16 protein-coding genes are annotated in these 20,035 nt (G+C 72.3%); all 16 read right to left on the bottom strand.

Annotated features, from left to right (window positions below; genetic code table 11):
* Positions 1-46: 46 nt before the first annotated feature.
* The 16 genes from ACFYWI_RS16110 to ACFYWI_RS16035 all read right to left on the bottom strand — a co-directional run bounded on the left by ACFYWI_RS16110 (position 47) and on the right by ACFYWI_RS16035 (position 19,939).
* Positions 47-493 (bottom strand): DUF4260 family protein, encoded by a 447-nt coding sequence (locus tag ACFYWI_RS16110; RefSeq protein ID WP_389231605.1) that lies wholly within the window; start codon positions 491-493, stop codon positions 47-49.
* Entirely contained in the window at positions 490-1,614 is a 1,125-nt protein-coding gene (locus ACFYWI_RS16105; protein ID WP_389231602.1) for an alpha/beta fold hydrolase, read from the bottom strand. Before ACFYWI_RS16105 ends, ACFYWI_RS16110 begins: the two co-directional genes overlap by 4 nt.
* Complete coding sequence (locus ACFYWI_RS16100) at positions 1,611-2,861, bottom strand: FAD-dependent monooxygenase (RefSeq protein WP_389231599.1); 1,251 nt, start codon at positions 2,859-2,861, stop codon at positions 1,611-1,613. The genes ACFYWI_RS16105 and ACFYWI_RS16100 overlap by 4 nt, the downstream gene beginning before the upstream one ends.
* Entirely contained in the window at positions 2,858-3,754 is an 897-nt protein-coding gene (locus tag ACFYWI_RS16095) for a 4'-phosphopantetheinyl transferase family protein (protein WP_389231596.1), read from the bottom strand. Before ACFYWI_RS16095 ends, ACFYWI_RS16100 begins: the two co-directional genes overlap by 4 nt.
* Positions 3,651-4,508, bottom strand: coding sequence for a 2-oxo acid dehydrogenase subunit E2 (locus ACFYWI_RS16090; protein ID WP_389231593.1), 858 nt, complete (start codon positions 4,506-4,508; stop codon positions 3,651-3,653). Before ACFYWI_RS16090 ends, ACFYWI_RS16095 begins: the two co-directional genes overlap by 104 nt.
* The gene (locus ACFYWI_RS16085; RefSeq protein ID WP_389231590.1) at positions 4,505-4,732 is read right to left on the bottom strand and encodes an acyl carrier protein; all 228 of its coding nucleotides are present in this window, start codon (positions 4,730-4,732) and stop codon (positions 4,505-4,507) included. Before ACFYWI_RS16085 ends, ACFYWI_RS16090 begins: the two co-directional genes overlap by 4 nt.
* Complete coding sequence (locus ACFYWI_RS16080; RefSeq protein WP_389231587.1) at positions 4,711-6,651, bottom strand: HAD-IIIC family phosphatase; 1,941 nt, start codon at positions 6,649-6,651, stop codon at positions 4,711-4,713. The genes ACFYWI_RS16085 and ACFYWI_RS16080 overlap by 22 nt, the downstream gene beginning before the upstream one ends.
* The gene (locus tag ACFYWI_RS16075) at positions 6,648-7,706 is read right to left on the bottom strand and encodes a 3-oxoacyl-ACP synthase (RefSeq protein ID WP_389231584.1); all 1,059 of its coding nucleotides are present in this window, start codon (positions 7,704-7,706) and stop codon (positions 6,648-6,650) included. Before ACFYWI_RS16075 ends, ACFYWI_RS16080 begins: the two co-directional genes overlap by 4 nt.
* Positions 7,703-10,603, bottom strand: coding sequence for a beta-ketoacyl synthase N-terminal-like domain-containing protein (locus tag ACFYWI_RS16070; RefSeq protein WP_389231581.1), 2,901 nt, complete (start codon positions 10,601-10,603; stop codon positions 7,703-7,705). Before ACFYWI_RS16070 ends, ACFYWI_RS16075 begins: the two co-directional genes overlap by 4 nt.
* A 2-nt stretch (positions 10,604-10,605) precedes the next feature.
* Positions 10,606-10,929, bottom strand: coding sequence for an acyl carrier protein (locus tag ACFYWI_RS16065; protein WP_389231578.1), 324 nt, complete (start codon positions 10,927-10,929; stop codon positions 10,606-10,608).
* Between the two features lie 10 nt (positions 10,930-10,939).
* Positions 10,940-12,700: an acyl-CoA dehydrogenase gene (locus tag ACFYWI_RS16060; protein WP_389231575.1), complete on the bottom strand. Its 1,761-nt coding sequence runs from the start codon at positions 12,698-12,700 to the stop codon at positions 10,940-10,942.
* Complete coding sequence (locus ACFYWI_RS16055; protein ID WP_389231572.1) at positions 12,694-14,538, bottom strand: acyl-CoA dehydrogenase family protein; 1,845 nt, start codon at positions 14,536-14,538, stop codon at positions 12,694-12,696. Before ACFYWI_RS16055 ends, ACFYWI_RS16060 begins: the two co-directional genes overlap by 7 nt.
* Entirely contained in the window at positions 14,535-16,310 is a 1,776-nt protein-coding gene (locus tag ACFYWI_RS16050; protein ID WP_389231569.1) for a fatty acyl-AMP ligase, read from the bottom strand. Before ACFYWI_RS16050 ends, ACFYWI_RS16055 begins: the two co-directional genes overlap by 4 nt.
* Before the next feature lie 99 nt (positions 16,311-16,409).
* Entirely contained in the window at positions 16,410-16,562 is a 153-nt protein-coding gene (locus ACFYWI_RS16045) for a hypothetical protein (RefSeq protein WP_389231566.1), read from the bottom strand.
* Positions 16,563-16,661: 99 nt separating this feature from the next.
* Entirely contained in the window at positions 16,662-18,482 is a 1,821-nt protein-coding gene (locus ACFYWI_RS16040) for a glycoside hydrolase family 15 protein (RefSeq protein ID WP_389231563.1), read from the bottom strand.
* 260 nt (positions 18,483-18,742) lie between these two features.
* Positions 18,743-19,939 carry an MAB_1171c family putative transporter gene (locus ACFYWI_RS16035; RefSeq protein WP_389231560.1) on the bottom strand — a complete coding sequence of 399 codons (1,197 nt, stop codon included), beginning with the start codon at positions 19,937-19,939 and terminating at the stop codon, positions 18,743-18,745.
* Positions 19,940-20,035: the final 96 nt, after the last annotated feature.

Genomic DNA, 20,035 nt, shown 5'->3' with positions numbered 1-20,035 from the left:
GGCGACGCAGCGAAAGGGTGCGCGGCGCGTCGGTGCGCACCCCGGCTCAGTACCGCAGGCCGTCCGGTCGGCGCGGGCCGTAGCCGAATGCGCGGTCGACGGCGATATGGGCCAGCCAGCCGAGGCCCGCAACCGCCGGGGGGCGGTTGCGGGTCGCGGCCGCGAACGCCAGCAGCGTGGCCGGAATCGCGGGCGAGTGCAGCACGTTGTACGGGCGCACCGCGTACGGCGGAAGGCGTTCGAAGTCGGGCGCGGCGGTAATCCCGTAGAGCAACGCGATGTCCGGGAGCACCGCGGTGGTCCACAGCAGCTTGCTGCGCCGACCGCCGAGCCGGGCGCCCGTGGCCAGCGCGGCGACACCGACGGCTGCGCTCAACGCCCGTCCGGCGGGGGCGTGGTAGGTCCAGCGGAGACCTCCGGCGCTCGGAGGCCGTGCCGCGGTCGCCGCTCCCGTCCCGGCGGCGGTGGCACGCTCCGTCCGGCCCCGGGTCATACCCACAGCCGTCCTCTGCGCCCGAAGCTCAGCCGCCCCGCTCCGTCCGCCGCGGCCAGGGCCGCGCGGCGCAGTGGAGGGGTGCCGGATGTGCGCAGCGCCGCGCGGAGCAACGCGCCACGAACCCGGGCCAGTTCGGCGGGGGCTCCGTGTTCGTCGTCCAGGAGCAGGACCTCGTGGGGTGCCTGCGGGTCTTTCAGCAGCGCGCCCGTCTCCGTCAGGGGCACGATGTCGTCCCGCAGCGCCGCGGCGTACGTCACCGGAATGCGCAGCCTGGCGAGTTCGTCCTCGCTCAGCGCCCAGGGGCGCACCGCGTCGAACACGCCGGACGGAGGACAGCCGATGAGATGGGCCAGGGTGCGCCGCGTGAGGGCCGGGACGCCCGCCTGCCAGTCGCGGTCGAGGAAGAAGTGGCGCAGGGGGGCGCCGACCGTGGCGACACCGCGGACACGGTCGTCCGTGAGGGCTGCGCGCAGCGCCAGATGGCCGCCGAAACTGAGGGCGATCGCGCTGGTCCGCCGGACGTCCGCGCGGTCGGCCAGTGCGTCGAGTACGGCACCGATCATGCGGTGGCTGTCGGCCCGGTAGGGCATCGTGTTCTCGCCGACGCCGGGCAGTTCGGTGACGGCGAGCGCCACACCGAGGGCGTCGGCGTGCGCCAGGATCGGCGCCCACTGCTCCTTGACGCTGACGATGCCGCCCATGACGAGGACGAGCGGTCGCGGACCTCGAGCCGCCGTACCAGCCGTCCAACAGGCGAACTCGCCTTCAGTGAGCCTGAGTTCGAGGCGCTGGATGCCGCGCCGGGTACGGCGCCACCGGTCGAATGCGGCGACGCAGCGCTGCTGGGCGCGGCGGCGTGCCGCGTCGTCCACGGCCGCGTAGGGAAACCGCGCGAGCCCGTAGTGGCGGACGGCGTCCAGATACCGGCCGTGGCCCGCGAGCACGTCGCCTGCGCGGGTGAACACCACAGGCCACGCCCCGGGTCCTTCGCCGCCCGCGCTCGACACCTGGGCGAGCAGGCGTCTGCAGTGTTCGGGGGCGAGGCCCTGGGCCCGGGCGTGCAGACGTGCATACCGGCGCAGCTCGTCGAGCGGCGCCCCGGCGGCGGCGTCGCTCATGTCCGCTGCTCCGTCCGCAGTGGCCGGTCCGCGGGTGCGGGCCGCTGCCCGGGGAAGTAGGCGGGGGCGAACACGCGGCGCTGCAGCGCCGGGCTCGCGTTCACCGTGCGGTACACGGCCCGGCGCAGTGCGGCCGCGATCGGTGCTTCGATGCCGAACATCCGTTCCTGGCGCAGCTGCAGCGCGCGGGAGCGCCGTACCGCGCCCTGTCTGGCCTGCTGGAAGGTGAGTGCGGCGGCGGCGAGCGCGGCCGGGCGGGCGCTGCGTGGCTCGGCGAGCGCTTCGGCGAGCAGCGGGGCGAGGGCGACGGCGTCGGCGAGCGCGTGGTTGACGCCCTGGCCGAGGATGGGCGAGAGCGTGTGCGCGGCGTCGCCGATCAGTACGACACCGGGTGCGGACCAGCGGCGCACCTCGGTGGTGAAGATGTCGAGCAGGGTGGTGTCGGACCAGCTGCGCAGAGCGGCGACCGCCTCCTGTTCGAGCTCGGGGGCGAGCTCGGCGAGGCGCGCGTGCAGCAGACCGAGCCCGCCGGAACGCAGCTCCCGCAGCCCGCCCTTGGGGATGTTGAGGCCGACGCGCAGGGTGCCGTCGGTGCTGGGCAGGAACAGCCCGTGCCGGCCGGAGCTGATGCGCACCCGGTAGGCGCACCGGTCCCAGGCTGCCGGGAAGGGCAGCTTCATCCACACGACGTCGCGGTCCAGGTCGGTGCGCCGTGCGCCGCGTTCGATGCCGCAGAGCCGGCGCACCGTGCTGTAGCGGCCGTCGGCTCCCACCGTCACATCGGCGCGTATCTCCACCGGTCCGTCGGGGGTTGTGGCGCGTACGCCGCGCACCGTCCCACCGTCCCGCAGCAGTTCGACGGCGGACGCCGGTTCGAGCACGGTGCAGCGGCCCTGTTCGGCGGTGGCCCGGGCGAGCGCGGAAAGCAGCACGGGCTGGGCGAGTTCGACGGGGTGGCGGTAGGCGTACGGGAAGGTCTCGAAGCGGATGTCGAGCACCCGGGCGCCGCCGTCCGTGATCTCCAGCCGGCGCACCTCGTGAGCGTGTTCGCGCACCCGTTCCAGGACACCGAGGCCGGCGAGCAGGCGTACGCCGTCGGGCGAGATCGACTCGCCGCGGAAGATGCGTGCCGCGCCGGCGCGCTGCTCCAGCAGGACGACCCGGCGTCCGAGCCTGCCCAGGGCGAGGGCGAGTGCCCGGCCACCCGGGCCGCCGCCCACGACGCACACCTCGGTCGCGATCGTCACGGTGTGTCCTCCTCGGCCGCCCGCTCGTCCGCGGTCTGCTCCCCGGCTGTCTGCTCCCCCAGTGCCGCCACGAGTCCGGCGTCGAGCATGGTGGCGGCCGCGGTGTCGCTGGTGTCCCCGAACCCGGCGTCGAACAGCGCCACGCTCACCGTGTACTTGCGGTCCACCAGGCAGGTGTGGAAAGTCCATTCGTCGCCGGTGCCGCGCGAACCGTCGGGCCTGAGTACCTGCACCCGGCGCTCCTGCGGCCCGAAGCCGAACTCGGTGAACCGGAACCGCATGCCCTGTCCGATCGCCTTGCTGTACGCCTCCTTCAGCGTCCACAGCCGCACCAGCGCGCCGTTGCGGTGCTCCTCGGCGATCTGCGCGAGCGCGGTGCGTTCGTGCGGTGTACAGACCTGGTTCTCGGTGCCGAGTCCGAGCATGGGCCGGTCGCGCAGTTCGGCGTCCACGCCGATCCAGCCGCGTCTGGTGAGCCCGACGAGCAGCAGCGTCTCGGTGTGGCTGAGGCTGATGTCGATCTGGTCGAGGCCGCGCAGGTAGGGCCGTCCGCCCGGTTTGTAGGCGAGTTCGACCGTGTGCGGGGCCGCCTCGATGACGGCGCAGGCGACATGCTTGAGCAGCAGCCGGGACGCCACGAACCGGGACCGTATCTGATAGTGCGTCATGGCGGCGAAGCGCACGTAGTCGCGGCCCAGCAGCGGGCGCAGTCCGGGCGCGTCCAGGTCGCCGGGCAGCCAGTCGTCGAGCTGGGCGTGGACGACCACGCTGCCGTATGTGTGCACCGCGTCACGGACCTGTTCCCAGGGGCCCTCTGGGCCGCTCACGCGTACGGGCCGGGCGAATCCCTGCTCCGTGGCGGGGTTCGCCACGGGTCCCGGAAAGATCACCATGCCAGTCCTCCAGCCGCTTCACCACTGCGTCCAGTACGTCCGCCGCGGCAGCTCCGTCGAGCACTCTGTGGTCGAAGGTCAGTCCGAGACGCATGACCGGTGCCGTCACGACCCGTCCGCCGCGCACCACGGCACGGTCGCTCACCCGTCCCGCGCAGAAGGTGACCGCCGTGCCGCCGTAGGAGTGGAACACGTCGACGGCGCGGTGGCCGAGCGAACTCACCGCGAAGGTCCCGAGCCGCCGCTCACGGGCTGCTGGGGAAACAACCCCGAGCCGGAACGCCAACTGGCCGAGTGGCGGCGGTAGTTGGTTGAGAAGTCGCACGGCAGCCGCGCCGGGCAGTTCCTGGGGGTCGCACTCGCGGCACCGGTCAACCGCTTCCTGGATCTCGGTCAGGGTGGCCGTGTCCATGCGCGGCAGTACGGCGGTGAGCACCACGCGCCCGCCGCCGGGGCGGGCCCGGTCGAGGGCGAGTTTGGCCGCCACGCCGGGCAGCGGCACAGTACGCGGCCACAGGCCGCCGCGGGCGAGTCCCCTGGCCTCCGGGTGCCGCGCGAGCACGCGCCCTGCCGCGTGGAGCAGAAAGCTGACCACCGACAGGCGCCGGCCCTCGTCGCGCCCGGCGGCCCGCTGCTCCTCGACACGGGTCATGTCGACGTCGGCGCCCAGGTGCACAGGGGCGGCCGACCGCGCCCAGTTCAGGAAGTAGCGCGTGTGCCGCCTGGACCGGTCACCGGCGGCGGAAGCGTTCATGTGCCCACCGCCGCGGTCCAGATGTCGCCGAGGCTGCGCGCCTCGAGCATCTCGGCCACGGGGACCGCTCTGCCCAGTTCCCGTTCCAGCAGGGCGACCAGGCGCAACAGGAAGACCGAGTCCCAGCAGGCCACCTCGGCCAGGTCACGGTCCGCGTCCGCGGGCTCCAGGTCGGTTCCCAGGTGTTCGTTGGCGAGCGTGATCAGATCGACGACGGTGTGCATCGCGCCACCTCCTCGGGCTCGGTCGGCGACAGCCTCAGACGCAGCCGCACATGGGCAGGGAGGGGCCGCAGGTCCGCCAGCATGTGGCGGTAGAGGACGCCCCCGCCGTCCTCGTCGGGTCCGGCGACGGGTTCGAAGCCGTGTGCCGGGCAAAAGCCCCGCAAGGCCGCGTTCGCCGCGGTAGGCCGCCACCGGGCGTGTACGGCGGGCAGCGCGGCCGCCTGGGCGGCGTACAGCAGTCCGCCGATCACCGCGTCCTCGATCCCGCGGCCGAGGACCCGGCAGCTCATGACCATGTTGTCCAGATGCAGCCCGGCCGCGTCCCGGCGGGCGAACAGGGCGCCGACGACCCCGTCGTCGCCGAACCTGTCCGCGGCTCGCACCGCCAGCACCAGCGCGTCCGGGTCGGCCGCGAGGCGCTCGACCTGGGCGGCGCTCAGCCGCCGACCGGTGAGGTTGAACCGGTTGGTCCGCAGGCTCAACTGGGCGATCCTGGCGCTGTCGTGGTCCTGCGCGGGTGCGACGACGACGTCGATGCCGAGGCCGCGCAGAAAGCTCTCGTAGTCCTTGGCACCCTCCTGCCGGTGCTCGCGCCGCTGCCGCTCCCGGTAGCGTTCCGCCCGGCCGCGGTCCTCCTCGGTGACGGAGGGGACGTCGAACCAGCCGTCGGCCAGCAGGTGTTCGGTGTGCAGGGCCGGTTCGTCGTCGAGCGCGACGACGGCCGTGCCGGGTGTCCGGGCCCGTACGGACTCGCACTCGAAGGCGCTGTCGTCGGCGAAGACGACGGCGGAGGGTGCGATGCCGAGCTCGGCCGCGATCCGTGTGATGCCTTCGGCCTTGGGGCCCCAGTCGACGACGATGCCGACGAAGTCGTCCACGTCCAGCGGCCAGTCGGGGTGGGCGGCCAGCGCGCGGGCGACAGGCCCCAGATCGTTCTTGCTGCAGACGGCGAGCAGCACACCCTGCGAGGCGAGCTGCTCGACGGTGCGGCGGAAGGCGGCGAACGCACCGGCGCGCAGCGAGTTCGCGGCCCGGATCCTCTCGGGTCCGTCCTCGGCGAGTATGCCGTCCCACAGGGTGCCGTCCAGGTCGAGGACCAGGCACTTCTTGGTGTCTCCGCGCAGGGCTCGGGCGAGGTGTGCGGCCTCGCGGGCATAGGCGGCGAGCAGTGCGGCGGTGCAGTGGGCATCGGCGTAGGCACCCAGGCGCGGATCGTCGGCGCGTACCCCGGCCGAAGTCAGCGGTTCCAGGTCGAGTACGGCAATGCCCGTGGCCGGGTCGGCCATCCGCAGCAGGTCCGCATTGAACTCGCGCCACACGGCGCCGAGTTCGCACCGCTGCAGCAGTCCGGTCTGCTGGTGGGTGAAGCGGCGCAGCAGCGGCACGGTGTTCAGTACGAGGGCGGCGCCGGGCGGGGCGTGCGCGGCATGTGCGGCGGCCAGTTCGGCGAGCAGCAGCCGCTGCCGTTCGGCTTCCAGGGCCACGTCGTACGGCTGCCAGGGTGCTCGCACCCGGTCCCACACGGTCAGCGGGTCGAGGACGCACAGGGTCGCCTCCGGCCGGTGCGCGTACAGCTTCGATGCCGGATCGGCGAGATCCTGGACGTAACTGCCGCTGCCGCCCGTATGTCCGATCAGCAGCAGTCCGTGCCGCGCCAGCTGGGCGGTGAGGGCGGGCAGCAGCCCGGCGGTGGTGGATCGTCCGGTCACCGCGATGCGCACGGCGGGCGTGCCCGGGTGTGCGGCGAGCACATCGGCGGGGTCCAGGCGGGCGAGCAGTCGCCCCGCGCTGTCGAGGCCGTCGTCGTCGAGCCGGGCGAGGAGCGCGGGGAGTTCGGGGTAGGCGTCGGCGAGCCGGCCCGTGTCGTACAGGGCCCGCAGCTCCTGCCGTGCCTGGCGCGGGCCATGTCGCTGGCTCATGGTGTCGCCTCCACTGCGAAGCCGGCCTTGATCCATTTGCTGGACTCGATCGCGATGCCGACGGCCCGTCCCCGCGCCGACAGCCGCGGCAGCAGCCGTTCGAGCTGGAGGAAGGCCAGCGCGTTGCCGTTGTTCCCGGTCTCCGCGACACAGGAGACCTCCTCCCACTCGAGTCCTTGCCGCAGGCCTCTCGTGATGCGCTCGGTCATCCGGCCGCTGAGCTGTGGCGGGAGGACCTGGCCGAGGGTGTGTGCGGGCCAGCCGAGCGTGTCGCACAGCGCATTCAGCGTCTCCTGGGCCATGAGGGGCACCTGGGTCTCGACGGCCTTGTAGTCCTCGCTCACCGCGGGCCGGTCGCTGTGCCGGTCGGCCCGGCCGAACCATTCGAGGCGCTGGCCGGGCGCGCGGCCCAGGCCGCTGATCCGGTGTTCGGCACGCTTCAGCAAGGCTCGGGCGGCGCCGGGTGCCCGGCTGAGAACGACGGCTCCGGCTCCGTCGCCGAAGAGCACATAGTTCACGAGTTCGGCGGGGGGAAGTTCCCGGAAGTCCTGACGCAGGTCGAGGTGTTTGCTGCACACGTCCCCACCGACGACGAGGCCCACCGGCCTGCTGCCGCGGTCCGCTGCGGCGAGCAGGGACGACGCGAGAGCCATCGCCTGGACCGCTCCTGAGCAGCCGGACTGGAGCTGGTAGACGGGCACACCGTCGATGCCGAGCCGGTCAGCGACCAGCGCTGCCGTGGTGGGCATGAGCGCGTCGGGGGTGGCGGTGGCGAGGACGATGAACGCCACGTCGTCGGCGTTGGCTCCGGCGTCGGCGAGCGCCCGGTCGGCGGCGTCGGCGCACAGGTCCTCCAGGGACCAGCGGGGTGTGCCGTCGCCGAGGTCGAGGCAGAAGTAGCGGGTGCGGGTGCCGATGAACGCCTCGATCCACTCCGGTGCGATACCGAGCCGCTTCCCCAGGGCGGTGTTGTCGACCGGATCACCGGGCAGGGCGCTGCCGACACCGGCCAGTCCGACATCGGCGACGGCTCCGCGGGCCGCGGGGTTCGTCACCGCGCCACCGCCGTGGTCAGCTGCTCGCCCAGATACCCGATCAGCGACTCGACGCTGACCAGACTCGCGAGCATCTCCGGCATGGACAGCTCGCCGACCTCCGGGAACCGCACCTCGAGCCGGTACTTGAGCTCCATCAGCATCACCGAGTCGAAGCCCAGGTCGTCGTAGAGGCGCAGGGCGTCGTCGAACTCGTCCAGCCGGCCGCCCTTCACGATCGCCACGGCCTCGCGCACTCCTTGGCGCACCCGGTCCGTCGACGCGGGCACGACGGCGCCGGACCGGCTGCCGGCCGCTCGCGGCACTTCGGTGGTGGCGGGCGCGGCCTGCCAGGACCGCCACTCGGTGGAGAACTCATGGGCGGGCATCCGTACGGCCCGCTTGGCGGCGTCCGGGTAGAAGGTGTCCCAGGCAGGGTCGAGGCCGTCCTGGTGGAGCCGGGCGAGCAGTTCGCCGACCCCTCTCGGCCCGGAGTCCTCGCCTCGGCAGACCGTCAGCGTGGGGATGTCGCGGGCCGCGGAGATGCGGCGGACCAGGCCGCTCAGCACCGGCTTGGGGCCGATCTCGACGATATGCGTGGGCGCCGCGGCACACAGCGAGGTGATTGCGTCCTCGAAGCGCACGGTTGCCGAGATGTGCTCGGTCCAGTAGGCGGCGTCCAGTTCCTCGCCCCCGGCCAGTTGCCTGCCGCGTACGGTCGAGTGGAACGGCAGCCGGGGCGGACCCGTGGGGATGCGGGCCGCGACGCGCTCGAAGCGGCCGAGCATGGGTTCCATCAGCGGGGAGTGGAAGGCGTGCGAGACGCGCAGCGGGGTGCAGACCAGGCCGCGTTCCTCCAGGCGGGCCCGGATACGGCCGAGGGCGTCGAGAGCGCCGGAGAGCACGGTCGCTCCGGGACCGTTCAGCGCGCCGATGCCGACCGACGGCTCGCCCTCGACGAGGGCGGCGGCCTCGGCCGGCCGGGCCCGGGTGGCGAGCATGCCGCCGCCTTCGGGCAGTTGCTGCATCAACGCGCCGCGCACGGCGACCAGCCGGGCGGCGTCCGCGAGGTCCAGTGCCTCGGCGACGACGGCGGCGGCGAACTCGCCGATGCTGTGTCCGACGACGGCGGCCGGGCGCACTCCGAGCTCCATGAGCGTGCGGGAGAGGGCGTACTGGACGGCGAAGAGTGCGGGCTGTGTGGTGCCGGTGCGGTGGATCGCCGCGTCCCCGGCGAGGATCGTCTCGTGGACGGGGGTGACGGTGTACGGCTGGAGGGCCTTGGACGCCTCCTCCAGGAAGGTCCGGTAGACGGCGGACCGCTCGTACAGCCCTGCGGTCATGCGCGGGTACTGCGAGCCCTGCCCGGTGAACGCGAAGGCCAGTACGGGCTCTTCGGCCGCCCGCGGGTACTCGGTCTCCAGCTCCGCCCCGGCGAACAGCCGGGAGGCAAGCTCCTCGGGGCTGTCCGCGGCGGCGGCGAAACGGTAGGGCAGGGCGGCACGGGAGCGGTTGCTGGTCCAGCACAGCCGGGCAACCTCGCCGGCGTCGCGCCGGGCGACGTCGTCGGCCTGGATGCGCAGATTGCGGCGCAGCGCCGTAGGGGAGTCGGCGGACAGGGTGAACACCCCCGCACGGGGCACCTGTTCGCCGCACGGAGCATCCTGGGGCGCGGTGGCCAGCACCAGATGGGCGTTGGTGCCGCCCATGCCGAAGCTGGAGACTCCCGCCCGGCAGCCTTCGGCGGGCAGCGCGAGCGGCCGTGGGATCAGCTCCATGGAACGACGCGCCAGGGCGAGGCGCGGGTTCTCGCTGCCGTAGGGGGCACTGGGCGGTACGACGCCGTGCCGCAGCGCGAGCACCGTCTTGATCAGCCCGGCCATGCCGGCCGCGCCTTCGGTGTGTCCGATCGTTCCCTTGACCGCGCCGATGGCCAGGGGCCAGGCGCGTTCACCCGCGTCGTCGCGGAACACGTCGCCGAGCGCCAGCACTTCGATCTGGTCACCGAGCGGCGTGCCGGTGCCGTGGGCCTCGATGAACCGGATGTCATGTGGACCGACCCCGGCCCGGCGGCAGGCGGTGGCGATCACCTCGCGCTGGGAGGCGCGGTGCGGGGCCATGATGCCGTTGCTGCGGCCGTCCTGATTGACGGCGCCGGCGAGGATCACCGCCTGGACGGGGTCGCCGTCGCGCACCGCGTCGTCGAGCAGCCGCAGCGCCACCACGCCCACGCCTTCGCCGCGGCCGATACCGTCCGCGGCGGCGGAGAACGGTTTGCAGCGGCCGTCGGGGGCGGCGAGCCCGGCCTGGGCGTAGATCTCGTCGAGCAGGGAGCCGGCCACGATGTTGACGCCCCCGGCGAGCGCGAGGTCGCATTCTCCGGCCCGCAGGGCGGTGCAGGCCAGGTGCAGGGCGACCAGGGACGAGGAGCAGGCGGTGTCCACGGTGAGGCTCGGGCCGCGCAGATCGAGCTGGTAGGCGATGCGGTTGGCGAGCATGGAGCGGCCGCTGCCGGTACCGGTGCGCGGGGTCACCTCGGTGGCGGCGGTGAGGCGCAGCCAGTCGTCGGACATGGAGCCGATATAGGTGCCGACGGGGCTGCCGGCCAGCCGGGGCGGTGCCATGCCGGCGTCCTCGACGGCCCGCCAGGAGCACTCCAGCAGCAGCCGCTGCTGCGGGTCCATCGCACTCGCGTCGGCGACGGGCACCTGGAAGAAGGAGCGGTCGAAGGCGTCGGCGTCGGCGAGGAAGCCGCCGGGCACGGCCGAGGGGCCGCGGGAGGCGGGGCGTTCGCCGGTCGCGTGCGCTCCGCTCATCAGCAGTTCCCAGTAGGCCCGAGGGTCGGGTGCGCCGGGGAATCTGCAGTCCATGCCCACTACCGCGACCGGGCGCGGGGCCGGGCCTGGTGCACGGCCCATGGTCACACCTCCCGATGCTCGCCGGCCTTGGTGAACTCCTCGGCGAGATGCCGGGCCAGCTCGCCGGCCGTGGGGTGGTCCCAGGCGATGGTGGGTTCCAGGAAGAGCCCGAACTCCTCCTCGATGTCGCCGCAGAGGCTGAGCGCCGCGACCGAGTCCATCCCGCACTCGGCAAACGGTGTGCTCGCCCCGATCTCCTCGGCGGGGCGCTGCAGATACTCGCCCAGCCGGTTGATCAGCCAGGCGCGGAAGTCGCCTTCGCCGAACTCGCCCACAGGCTTGGTCGCACGGGGACCTGGGGTGTCCGGTCCGGTGGAACGCACCATCTGATGCTCCTCAACAGCGTGTCTGCGGATCGCCGGCGATCGGGGTGTCGTACAGGTCGTAGCTGCGGGCCTCGTGGTAGCGGTTCAGGACCTCGTCCAGCAGCCGGTCGTTCCAGCCGTCCGGGAGTTCGGGCAGCGGATGGCCGAGCCGCTTGACCAGCCGGGTCAGCGCGGCGGCGAGCCAGGCCGGCGAGGAGAGGAACACGTCGTCCTCGGGCTCCTGGTGGCGCCACACGCCGAGACAGGCCGCGCCCGCCAGCAGCAGCGTGTAGCGGTCGGCGATGGCGTACGCCTTGGGGCTGGCGAGGACCGTGCGGTCCTTGGGCGGCATGGCGCGGCAGTCGGCCTTCAGGCTGCGCAGCTCCTCCTCGAGGGCCGTGGCCAGGGCGGTGAGGGCTTCGGTGTAGGCACCGGCCCTGCCCCGGCCGTCGCCGGCGATGTGAGCGGCGGCGCCCTCGAGCGAGCCCGCCAGTTCGTCGCCGGAGGCGACCAGTACCAGCCGGTCGGTGTCCAGCGGCGGCAGGGTGTCGCGGACCCGGAACAGCCCGGCGGGCGCCGCCCTGCCGGTGAGCCAGGCGGTGCGGGCGAGCCGCGGCAGTTGCGGGATGATGGTGGCCTGGCAGGCGGCGGTGCCCGCGTGGCCGAGGCTGATCATCGGCAGATCCCGGACGTGTTTCTGGAAGGCACCGTAAGCCCCGTCGCGTACGTAGAAGTTGGCGCCGAGCACGATGGACAGGTCGTAGGCGGTCTCGGTGAGCAGCTTGGGCAGCAGGTACTTCACCGCGGCCGCGTACACGCTGGTGGCCTCCGGCAGCAGATGCACCGCCCGGGTCGCGGCCAGGGCGAGGCAGTCGCTGATCAGCAGATCGGTGAAAGCGCCGACGATGGTGGCGCGGGCGTGCGGGATCTCCAGTACGGAGCGGTGGTAGAGCTTGCGGTCGAGCGCGAAGCCTACGGCGGTGCGCAGGGCGGTGTCGCCGCCACCGAGGATCATGGAGGGCAGCACGCTGCGGGTGATCTGGAAGGAGCGCAGGGCCAGTTCGACGCCGTCGCCGAGCTTGCCCACCAGCGCGTCGCCGGGCAGCGGGCAGTCCGTGAACCGGATGCCTGCGTTCTGGCAGCCACGGACGCCGACGGTCTCGTAACGCGGCAGGTAGCTGTAACGATCGGCGGACAGCTGGGACTTGTCGACCAGGAGGACGGAGTGGCTGCGGCTGCCGGCGGCCTGATCGGTGCGGCTGAACAGCACCAGTGCCTCGGCCCGTTCGATGTTGTTGATGACGTGCTTCTCGCCGTTCATCACAAAGCCGTCGTCGGTGGGCGTGGCGCCGAACTCGTTGCGTACGAAGTCGTTGCCGTGGGCCAGTTCGTGGTACGCGATGGCCAGGCGGGCGCCGCCGAGGAGCAGTTCGGCAACGCGCCGCTGCTGCTCGAGGGTGCCGCCCGCCCATACGGCGACGGCGGCGAGGAAACTGGTGGCGCCGTAGCCGAGTCCGAGGCTGGCGTCCCGGCGAAAGACGCCCCGCAGCACCCGGCCGAGGGTGTCGATCCGGTCCAGCCGTCCGCCGAGGCGCCGCGGTACGAATTCGGCGTTGAGGCCGTAGGCGGTCAGTTCCTCCTCGGCGACGGCGAGCAGTTCGCCGCGTTCGTCGGCGGCGAGCAGCGCGTCCAGGCCCAGCGGGTTGTCCGGGTCCGCGGGGTCGCCGAAGCGCCGCTCCAGCTCCGCGACGCGCTGCTGGACGGTGACTTCTTCCTGGCTCGGGGTCAGCATGGCGGTCCTTCTGCGATGAGGCCGGGCAGCAGCGAGAACAGCTCTCCGGCCTCGTACTGGGCGGTCAGGCGGCCGAGCAGCGCCTCGTACAGGCTCTGCAGGTCGGGGTCGTAGGCGCTGGGCGGACGGGGCCGCGGTCCGGTGGAGCCCGGCACGGCCTGCTCCAGCCGGTCCACCAGCCGGGCGAGCGTGGCTTCCAGCCACAGGCCCGAGGCCCACAGCCCGGCGGTGGGGGCGTCGTGGGGGGCGGTGCGCCGGTTGTGCTGCCATACGCCGAGGCAGCAGGCGGCGGCAAAGCAGACGCTGTAGCCGCGTGCGAGGTCGAAGCTCTCCACCGGGGCGCCGCCCGGGACGGGCCGGACGGCCAGCATCGCGGTGTGGAGCTGCTCGGCGGCGCGCGCCAGCGTGCGGGCCAGGGCAGCGGCCCGCGCGAGCGCGGGGTCCCTGGATGCCTGCGCGCCGAGCACTTCGGCGGCGGCGGGCAGGGTGCCGAGGACGGTGCTGCCGCGGCGGGCGACCAGGCTGAGCCGCTGCGGCCTCAGCCGGGGCAGGTCGTGGGTGTGGCAGAAGGTTTCGGCAGGCGTGCCGGCGTCGTGGTCGCGGGCCGGGTGGCAGCGGGCCAGGGTGCGGAACTGTGCGGTGAGAGCGTAGAGGTTGACCATGGTGTTGCCGTCGAAGATGCCGACGATGCGGTGGTCGCGCTCGAGTTTCTGGAAGCGGCCGTGCTCGTAGTGGTCGGTGAGGACGGAGCGCGCTCCGAGCACTCCGCGCAGCCGGGTCAGGATGTCGTCGACGACGGTCGGTACAAGAAATTTGGCGACGGCCGAGGTGACGCTGAGTTCGCCCGGCAGGGTGTGGATGGAGCGTGCGGCGACGGTACCGAGGGCTTCCATGGCGAGCAGGTCGGCGTAGGCTTCGGCGAGCGTGCGGCGTACGACGGGCAGCTCGATGAGCCGGCGTCCGTACAGCTCGCGTCCGGCGGCGAAGCCGTGGGCGAGGCGCAGTCCGTGGTCGGCGGCGCCGAGCGAGAGCGCGGTGCACAGCGACCGGGTGATCTGCAGGGCCTTGAGCACGGTCTCGGGGCCCTCGCCCTCCTTGCCGACCAGGCAGTGGCCGGGGACGGGCGCCCGGTCGAAGGCGATGCCGCTGATGTCGGCGCCGCGGATGCCGAGGGTGCGCACCTTGGGCAGAGTGCGGAAGGTGCCGTCGGGCAGGGCGTGCTTGTCGACGAGGAGCAGGCTGAAGCCGCGCGGGCCGCCGTCGGCGGCGGTGCGGGCGAGCAGACAGACGAGCCGGCCGCGGGTGGCGTTGTTGATGAGCCATTTCTCACCGCTGATGAGGTAGCCGTCGCCGGTGGGCTCGGCGACGACCTCCCCGGCCATCAGATCGCTGCCGTGGGTGCGTTCGGTCAGGCCGAGGGAGACCGGTTCACCGGCGCGGACGAGCGAGGCCAGGTGATGTGCTCCGGCGCGGTCCTCGGCGACCCAGACGCACACCGCGCCGAGGAAGGTCTTGCCGTGGGCGACGGCGCAGGTCACATCGCGACGGGCGATGGTGCGCACGATCTCCAGGAGTTGGGGGAAGCAGGTCAGTGCGCCGCCGTACTCGGCCGGGACGTAGTAGTGGTGGATGCCGAGTTCGCCCAGCAGTGCGCAGGCGGCGGCCGGGAACTGTTCGGCGGCGTCCTCGGCGGCGGTGCGGGCGTAGGACAGCGGGCCGAGGCCGCCCGGGTCGCCGAGCCGCGCGTCCAGCTGTTCGGCGAACCGCCAGCGCGGGCCCGGCCCTCCGGTCGGACGATCGGCGGCGGGTGTTCCGGCCCGTTCGGTGAGTGCGGTCATCCGCTCGCTCCGTCGCGAACGCACGGAACGGCTCCGGCACCGACCAGCTGCCGTACCTCCGGGTGCAGCACCTCGTGCAGTGGCTGGATCCGCCCGTCGAGGAAGAGCTTGCGCATGGCGGTGCGCTGAAGCTTGCCGCTGGTGGTGCGGCGAACGGTTCCGGGGCGGACCAGCAGGACGTTCTCGGCGGCCACCTCGAACTCCATGGCGACGCAGGTCCGCACGGCGGCCGACAGGGAGGCCAGTTCGGCCTCGAAACCCGAGCCGGTGCGCACCTCCTGGACGACGACGACATGGTCGCGGTCGGATTCGACGGCGAAGGCGGCGCTGGAGCCGAAGAGCGCGCTGAGGCGCTGGACACTGCGCTCGATGTCCTGCGGGTACAGATTGCGGCCGGCGACGATCATGACGTCCTTCATCCGACCGGTGATGTAGAGCTCGCCGCCGTCCAGCGCGCCGAGGTCTCCCGTGCGCAGATAGCCCTCGTCGCCGTCGGAGGTGACGGCCTTGAAGGCGTGGGCGTTCTCCAGCGGACGGTTCCAGTAGCCGCGGGTGACGCTCTCGCCGCGTATCCACACCTCGCCCACCGCACCGGGGGGAAGCTTGTCGCGGGTGGCGGGGTCGACGATGGCCACGTCGCAGTTCCGCGGGCGGCCCGAACTGACCAGCGTGCGCACCGGCCCGGCGCCTACGGGACTGCTCATCAGATGCCGTTCGAGGCCGGCGGCGTCCACCTGCCGTGTGCGGGCCTCGACGCCGGGCTCGCCGCCGCTGACGAGCAGCGTGGACTCGGCCAGTCCGTAGCACGGGTAGAAGGCCTCCCGGCGGAAACCGGCGGGCGCGAACCGCTTGGCGAAGGCGTCCATGGTCTCGGCGCGCACCGGCTCGGCGCCGTTGACCGCGGTCTCCCAGCGGGAGAGGTCGAGCTGCTCGATCTCGTCGTCCTTGATGCGGCGCAGACACAGGTCGTAGGCGAGGTTGGGGCCGCCGCCGGTGGTGATGCCGTACCGGTCGACCATCTGCAGCCAGCGCAGCGGGCGCTTCACAAAGGTCATCGGCGGCATGAGCACTCCGGCGCCGCCGAGCCACAGCGGGTGCAGCAGATGGCCGACGAGCCCCATGTCGTGGTGGAACGGCAGCCAGCCGCCCACGCGCGAGTCCGCACAGGTGCGCATCGCCTTCTGGATGGCGCACTGGTTGGCGAGGAGATTGCGGTGGGTCACCATGACGCCCTTGGGTTCGCTCACCGAGCCCGAGGTGTACTGCAGGAAGGCGACGTCGTCGGGGAACAGGCCGGGCTCCTGCCAGGCGTCCGGGTCTCCGGCCCCGGTGCGGTCGGTGGCGAGGCAGGCGATCTCGGGGTGGCCGATGGTGGCCAGCAGTTGGGAGACCGTCGAGGCGGTGGCCGCGTCGGTCAGGATGTAGCTGACCGAGGCGTCCTTGACGATGCCCGCGACCCGCTCGATGTTCTGGCGGGATCCGACGGGGGCCGGCGCGGGCACGGCCACCGCGCCGGCGTACAGACACCCGAGGAAACTGCTCATGAACTCGCGTACGTCGCTCTGGAGGATGAGCACCCGGTGGCCGTGCGAGCCGTGGTCCTGGAGCCAGGAGGCCAGGCGCTTGGCCCGTTCGCCGAGTTCGCCGTAGCTGAGCACATCGGATTCCAGCTCACCGTGCTGATCCGCGCCGACGCAGAAGTACGCCTCCCGCTCGGCGAGCTCCGCCGTTCTGTCCCATGCGAGTTCGGTGAAATTCCGGTGTGCAGCCATCTTCGCCCCCAGCGCCGCGTACTAATGGCCAGAGCTTGGGAAATCCGTCTCAAGACCGCCTTGAAGCCGACTGGACCTCTGTGGAAGGAAGTGAGGAATTCACTTGTTCCCGGCTCGCTGGAACAGGTCGCTGTTCATGATTTCCTCAAGTCGGACGCCCGGGATCCAGACCCAGTACAGCCCGTAGGCGATCAGTCCACGTCCGAGCGGACGCAGCACTTTGCGGACCACGAACTTTCTCGGTGACGCCATGAATTGCTCCTTCGCGCGAAATGCGCACCTTTCCGGTGCCGCACGAGAATGCGCCGTACCTCTCGACTCTCACTCCAGCCGCAGGCCCCGGGCCTGCGCTCACGACAGCCGTAAAGCGGTGTCGATCAGCGGCACATGACTGAATGCCTGCGGGAAGTTGCCCACGAGCCGGCCGCGCCGGGTGTCCCATTCCTCGGCCAGCAGCCCGAGGTCGGTCCGCAGCTCCAGCAGCCGCTCGAACAGCCGCCGGGCCTCGGCCTCACGGCCGATCAGCGCCAGATCGTGCGCCAGCCAGAACGAGCAGGCCAGGAAGACGCCCTCGCCGCCGGGCAGCCCGTCACCGCCCACCGCGTCGGATCCGGCGTGGGGCACGGGATAGCGCCGTACGAAGCCGTCGTCGCACAGCTCGCGCTGCACGGCCTCGATGGTGCCGACCACCCGTGGGTCCCCGGGCGGCAGAAAGCCCGTCTGCGGGATGAGCAGCAGCGAGGCATCCAGTTCCCGGGAGCCGTAGAACTGGGTGAAGGTGTTGCGTCCGGCGTCGTAGCCGTGCGCGCAGACGTCCCGGTGGATCTCGTCGCGCAGCGCGCGCCAGCGGTCGACGGGGCTCTGCAGGGGCAGTCGCTCAAGTCTGCGTACGGTGCGGTCGGCGGCGACCCAGGCCATCACCTTGGAGTGCACGAAGTGGCGGCGCGGGCCGCGCACTTCCCAGATGCCCTCGTCCGGCTCGCTCCAGTTGGACTCCAGATGGTTCATCAGCTTCATCTGCAGGATGTGGGTGCTGTCGTCGCGGGCGAGCCCCGAGGTCTGGCCGAGCCACAGCGCGTCCACGACCTCGCCGTAGACATCGAGCTGGAGCTGGCCGGCCGCGCCGTTGCCGATACGGACGGGGCCGGACTTCTCGTAGCCGGGCAGCCAGGGCAGCTCCGCCTCCTGCAGCTCCCGCTCGCCGGCGACGCCGTACATGATCTGGAGGTTCTGGGCGTCTCCGGCAACGGCCCGCAGCAGCCACTCGCGCCACCGCCCGGCCTCCTCGCGGTAGCCGGTGCGCAGCAGGGCGGTCAGGGTCATGGCGGCGTCGCGCAGCCAGGCGTAGCGGTAGTCCCAGTTGCGTACGCCGCCGATCTCCTCGGGCAGGGAGGTGGTGGGTGCGGCGACGATGCCGCCGGTGGGGGCGTAGGTGAGCGCCTTGAGGGTGATCAGGGAGCGGACGACGGCCTCGCGCCAGGGGCCGGAGTAGCTGCACTGGCCGGTCCAGCCGGACCAGAACCGTTCGGTGCCGGTGAGCAGCCCCGCCGCGTCGGGGCGCGGCGGGGCGCCCGCGTGGGAGGGCTGCCAGCTGAGGGTGAACGCGACCCGCTCACCAGGGCCGACGCGGAAGGTGGAGTGGGTGGTCAGATCGCTGCCGTACGTGTCCACATCGGCATCCAGCCACAGGGCGTCGGGCCCGGCTACGGCGACGAGCCGGTCCCGTCCGCCGGGCCCGTGCTCACGCTGCACCCAGGGCACGATGCGGCCGTAGCTGAAGCGCATCCGCAGTGCGGAGTTCATGCGCACGCGGCCGCGGACACCCTCCACCATCCGTACGAGAACGGGTGCGGCATCCGGTCTACCGCGCCCTGCGCCTCTGGGCGGCATGAAGTCAATCAGGCGGACCGTCCCCTCGGAGGTGTCCCATTCGGACTCCAGCACGAGCGAGTCCCCGCGGTAGCGGCGGCGGGTGGCAGGGACCGGGGCGGGGCCGGCGTGCGCGGGCCCGAGCCGCCAGAAACCGTGGTCCTCGGTGCCCAGCAGTCCGGCGAAGACCGCGGGTGAGTCGAAGCGGGGCAGGCAGAACCAGTCGACACTGCCGTCCCTGGCCACGAGGGCGGCCGTCTGCATGTCGCCGATCAGTGCGTAGTCCTCGATGAGCGCAGCCACACGAACTCCCGGAACACCGTCGCAGCCGTCTTCCGGAGGCGGACCCCCGTTTCCCCCGCACGGCGCGGGCGATTGCGGCACGTTACGCGTGGCAGCTCGAGTTTCACCGGGCCCGGCCTGCCGCCGTGCCCGGCATATGTGTAGGGCCCGGCAGGCCGGCTCTGCGGTGGCGTGGGGGAAGGCCGGCGGGCCGTGCGGCCCGGCCCGGTGCACGGCGCGTACCACCCCTCGGAAGACGTTGTCCCACGACGGCCGCGATGTCACTCGTGGCCGGCACCCGCAGGCGTGGGCCGGGGCTGCTCGGTGACGACGAAGGAGCGTCGCCGGACCGTGCGGGACAGAAGGACCAGGCGGTCCGGGTCGACGGTGTACGCGAGTTCGGGGAGCGCCGGCACGCTTGCCGACGCGGGTGCCCCCGGGTCCGTTGCCGCGTGCACCCGGCACGCCGAGGCGATCATGGCGGCCTCGGCCATCACCTCGGCCGTTCTCCGGGGGTGCCCCTGGGAGATCGCTGTGGCCCTCACGTGGTCCCTCACGGCCTCACTGAGGAACGGGGCGATGCTGAGCAGACCATCGTGTATCGCCGCCTCCCGGTGCGTCAGGCGAAGTCCGATGGGCGACCACCACGCGATCTTCATCGTGGCGGACGTCGACTGCACGGAACCCTGCAACTCCAGCCACAGCGGCCTCAGATGCCGGTACCGCAGGAAGGCGCGCCAGACCGAGGAGGCCCGCTGTCCCACGAGCGGCAGGATGAACCCGAGACCGACCATCAGGGCGGCCGCGGACGCCAGCGGAGGGGCGACGTACGTGCTCAGGTAGTCCCAGTCGCGGCCGGTCCACCGTGCGAAGACGGCGATGAACTTGGTCCCCAGGTAGCCGACGTCCAGCGAGCCGCCGAGGACGATCAGCCCCAGCCCCGTCCGCAGCGATCCGTCGACCTGACGGAGCCACCGCCAGCACAAGGAGGTGAGAACCACGCCGCCGACCGCGTGTGCGACGAGATACATCATGATCATCTCGCGAATGAACGGGGTGTTGGCGTAGTACGTGTCCAGGTCACGAAGACGCTCGACCGGGGCCTCGCCCAGGGCGAAGAGCACCACGATGGCCACGCTCACGCACGCGTACGCGCCCATGCACGCCCTGGAGGAGCGGCGCACCTGCTCCGGGGGGCCGCCACGCCAGTTGATGATCAGCACGATGCAGGAGCCGCTGAAGGCGGTCAGGACGCAGTACACCAGCGGCGCGGAGAAGTTCGTGACCCCGGTCAGGTCGTTTACCGCGGCGATCGTCGGCGGCGCCGCCAGGAACAGAACCGCGCACCCCACGAGGAGCAGCGCACACACCGACCGCATCAGGGGCTCGTGCCAGGTGCGCCGGAGCGAGGGCAGCTTGATGGCCAGAGCGGCGATCAGCACCACGGCCGGGATGTAGAGGATGAGGCCGTCATTCACCGGCCGCACCTCCCTGGGCGGGCGAGGGGGTGCGGTGGGTGTTCTCGCTGACTCCGGGCGCTGCAGCGGACATGGCTCCGACCCCCGTATCGGTTG

Source organism: Streptomyces sp. NPDC002889, assembly GCF_042888425.1.
Taxonomy (GTDB): Bacteria; Actinomycetota; Actinomycetes; order Streptomycetales; family Streptomycetaceae; genus Streptomyces.
The sequence above is the reverse complement of the archived record's forward strand: the minus strand, read 5'-3'. Positions and strand labels throughout refer to the sequence as shown.

Coding starts and splice junctions, on each gene's coding strand:
- ACFYWI_RS16060 (WP_389231575.1), bottom strand. CDS start 12,700: ATGCTGACCCCGAGCCAGGAAGAAGTCACCGTCCAGCAGCGCGTCGCG.
- ACFYWI_RS16110 (WP_389231605.1), bottom strand. CDS start 493: ATGACCCGGGGCCGGACGGAGCGTGCCACCGCCGCCGGGACGGGAGCG.
- ACFYWI_RS16085 (WP_389231590.1), bottom strand. CDS start 4,732: ATGCACACCGTCGTCGATCTGATCACGCTCGCCAACGAACACCTGGGA.
- ACFYWI_RS16105 (WP_389231602.1), bottom strand. CDS start 1,614: ATGAGCGACGCCGCCGCCGGGGCGCCGCTCGACGAGCTGCGCCGGTAT.
- ACFYWI_RS16090 (WP_389231593.1), bottom strand. CDS start 4,508: ATGAACGCTTCCGCCGCCGGTGACCGGTCCAGGCGGCACACGCGCTAC.
- ACFYWI_RS16050 (WP_389231569.1), bottom strand. CDS start 16,310: ATGGCTGCACACCGGAATTTCACCGAACTCGCATGGGACAGAACGGCG.
- ACFYWI_RS16070 (WP_389231581.1), bottom strand. CDS start 10,603: ATGGGCCGTGCACCAGGCCCGGCCCCGCGCCCGGTCGCGGTAGTGGGC.
- ACFYWI_RS16080 (WP_389231587.1), bottom strand. CDS start 6,651: ATGAGCCAGCGACATGGCCCGCGCCAGGCACGGCAGGAGCTGCGGGCC.
- ACFYWI_RS16055 (WP_389231572.1), bottom strand. CDS start 14,538: ATGACCGCACTCACCGAACGGGCCGGAACACCCGCCGCCGATCGTCCG.
- ACFYWI_RS16095 (WP_389231596.1), bottom strand. CDS start 3,754: ATGGTGATCTTTCCGGGACCCGTGGCGAACCCCGCCACGGAGCAGGGA.
- ACFYWI_RS16045 (WP_389231566.1), bottom strand. CDS start 16,562: ATGGCGTCACCGAGAAAGTTCGTGGTCCGCAAAGTGCTGCGTCCGCTC.
- ACFYWI_RS16065 (WP_389231578.1), bottom strand. CDS start 10,929: ATGGTGCGTTCCACCGGACCGGACACCCCAGGTCCCCGTGCGACCAAG.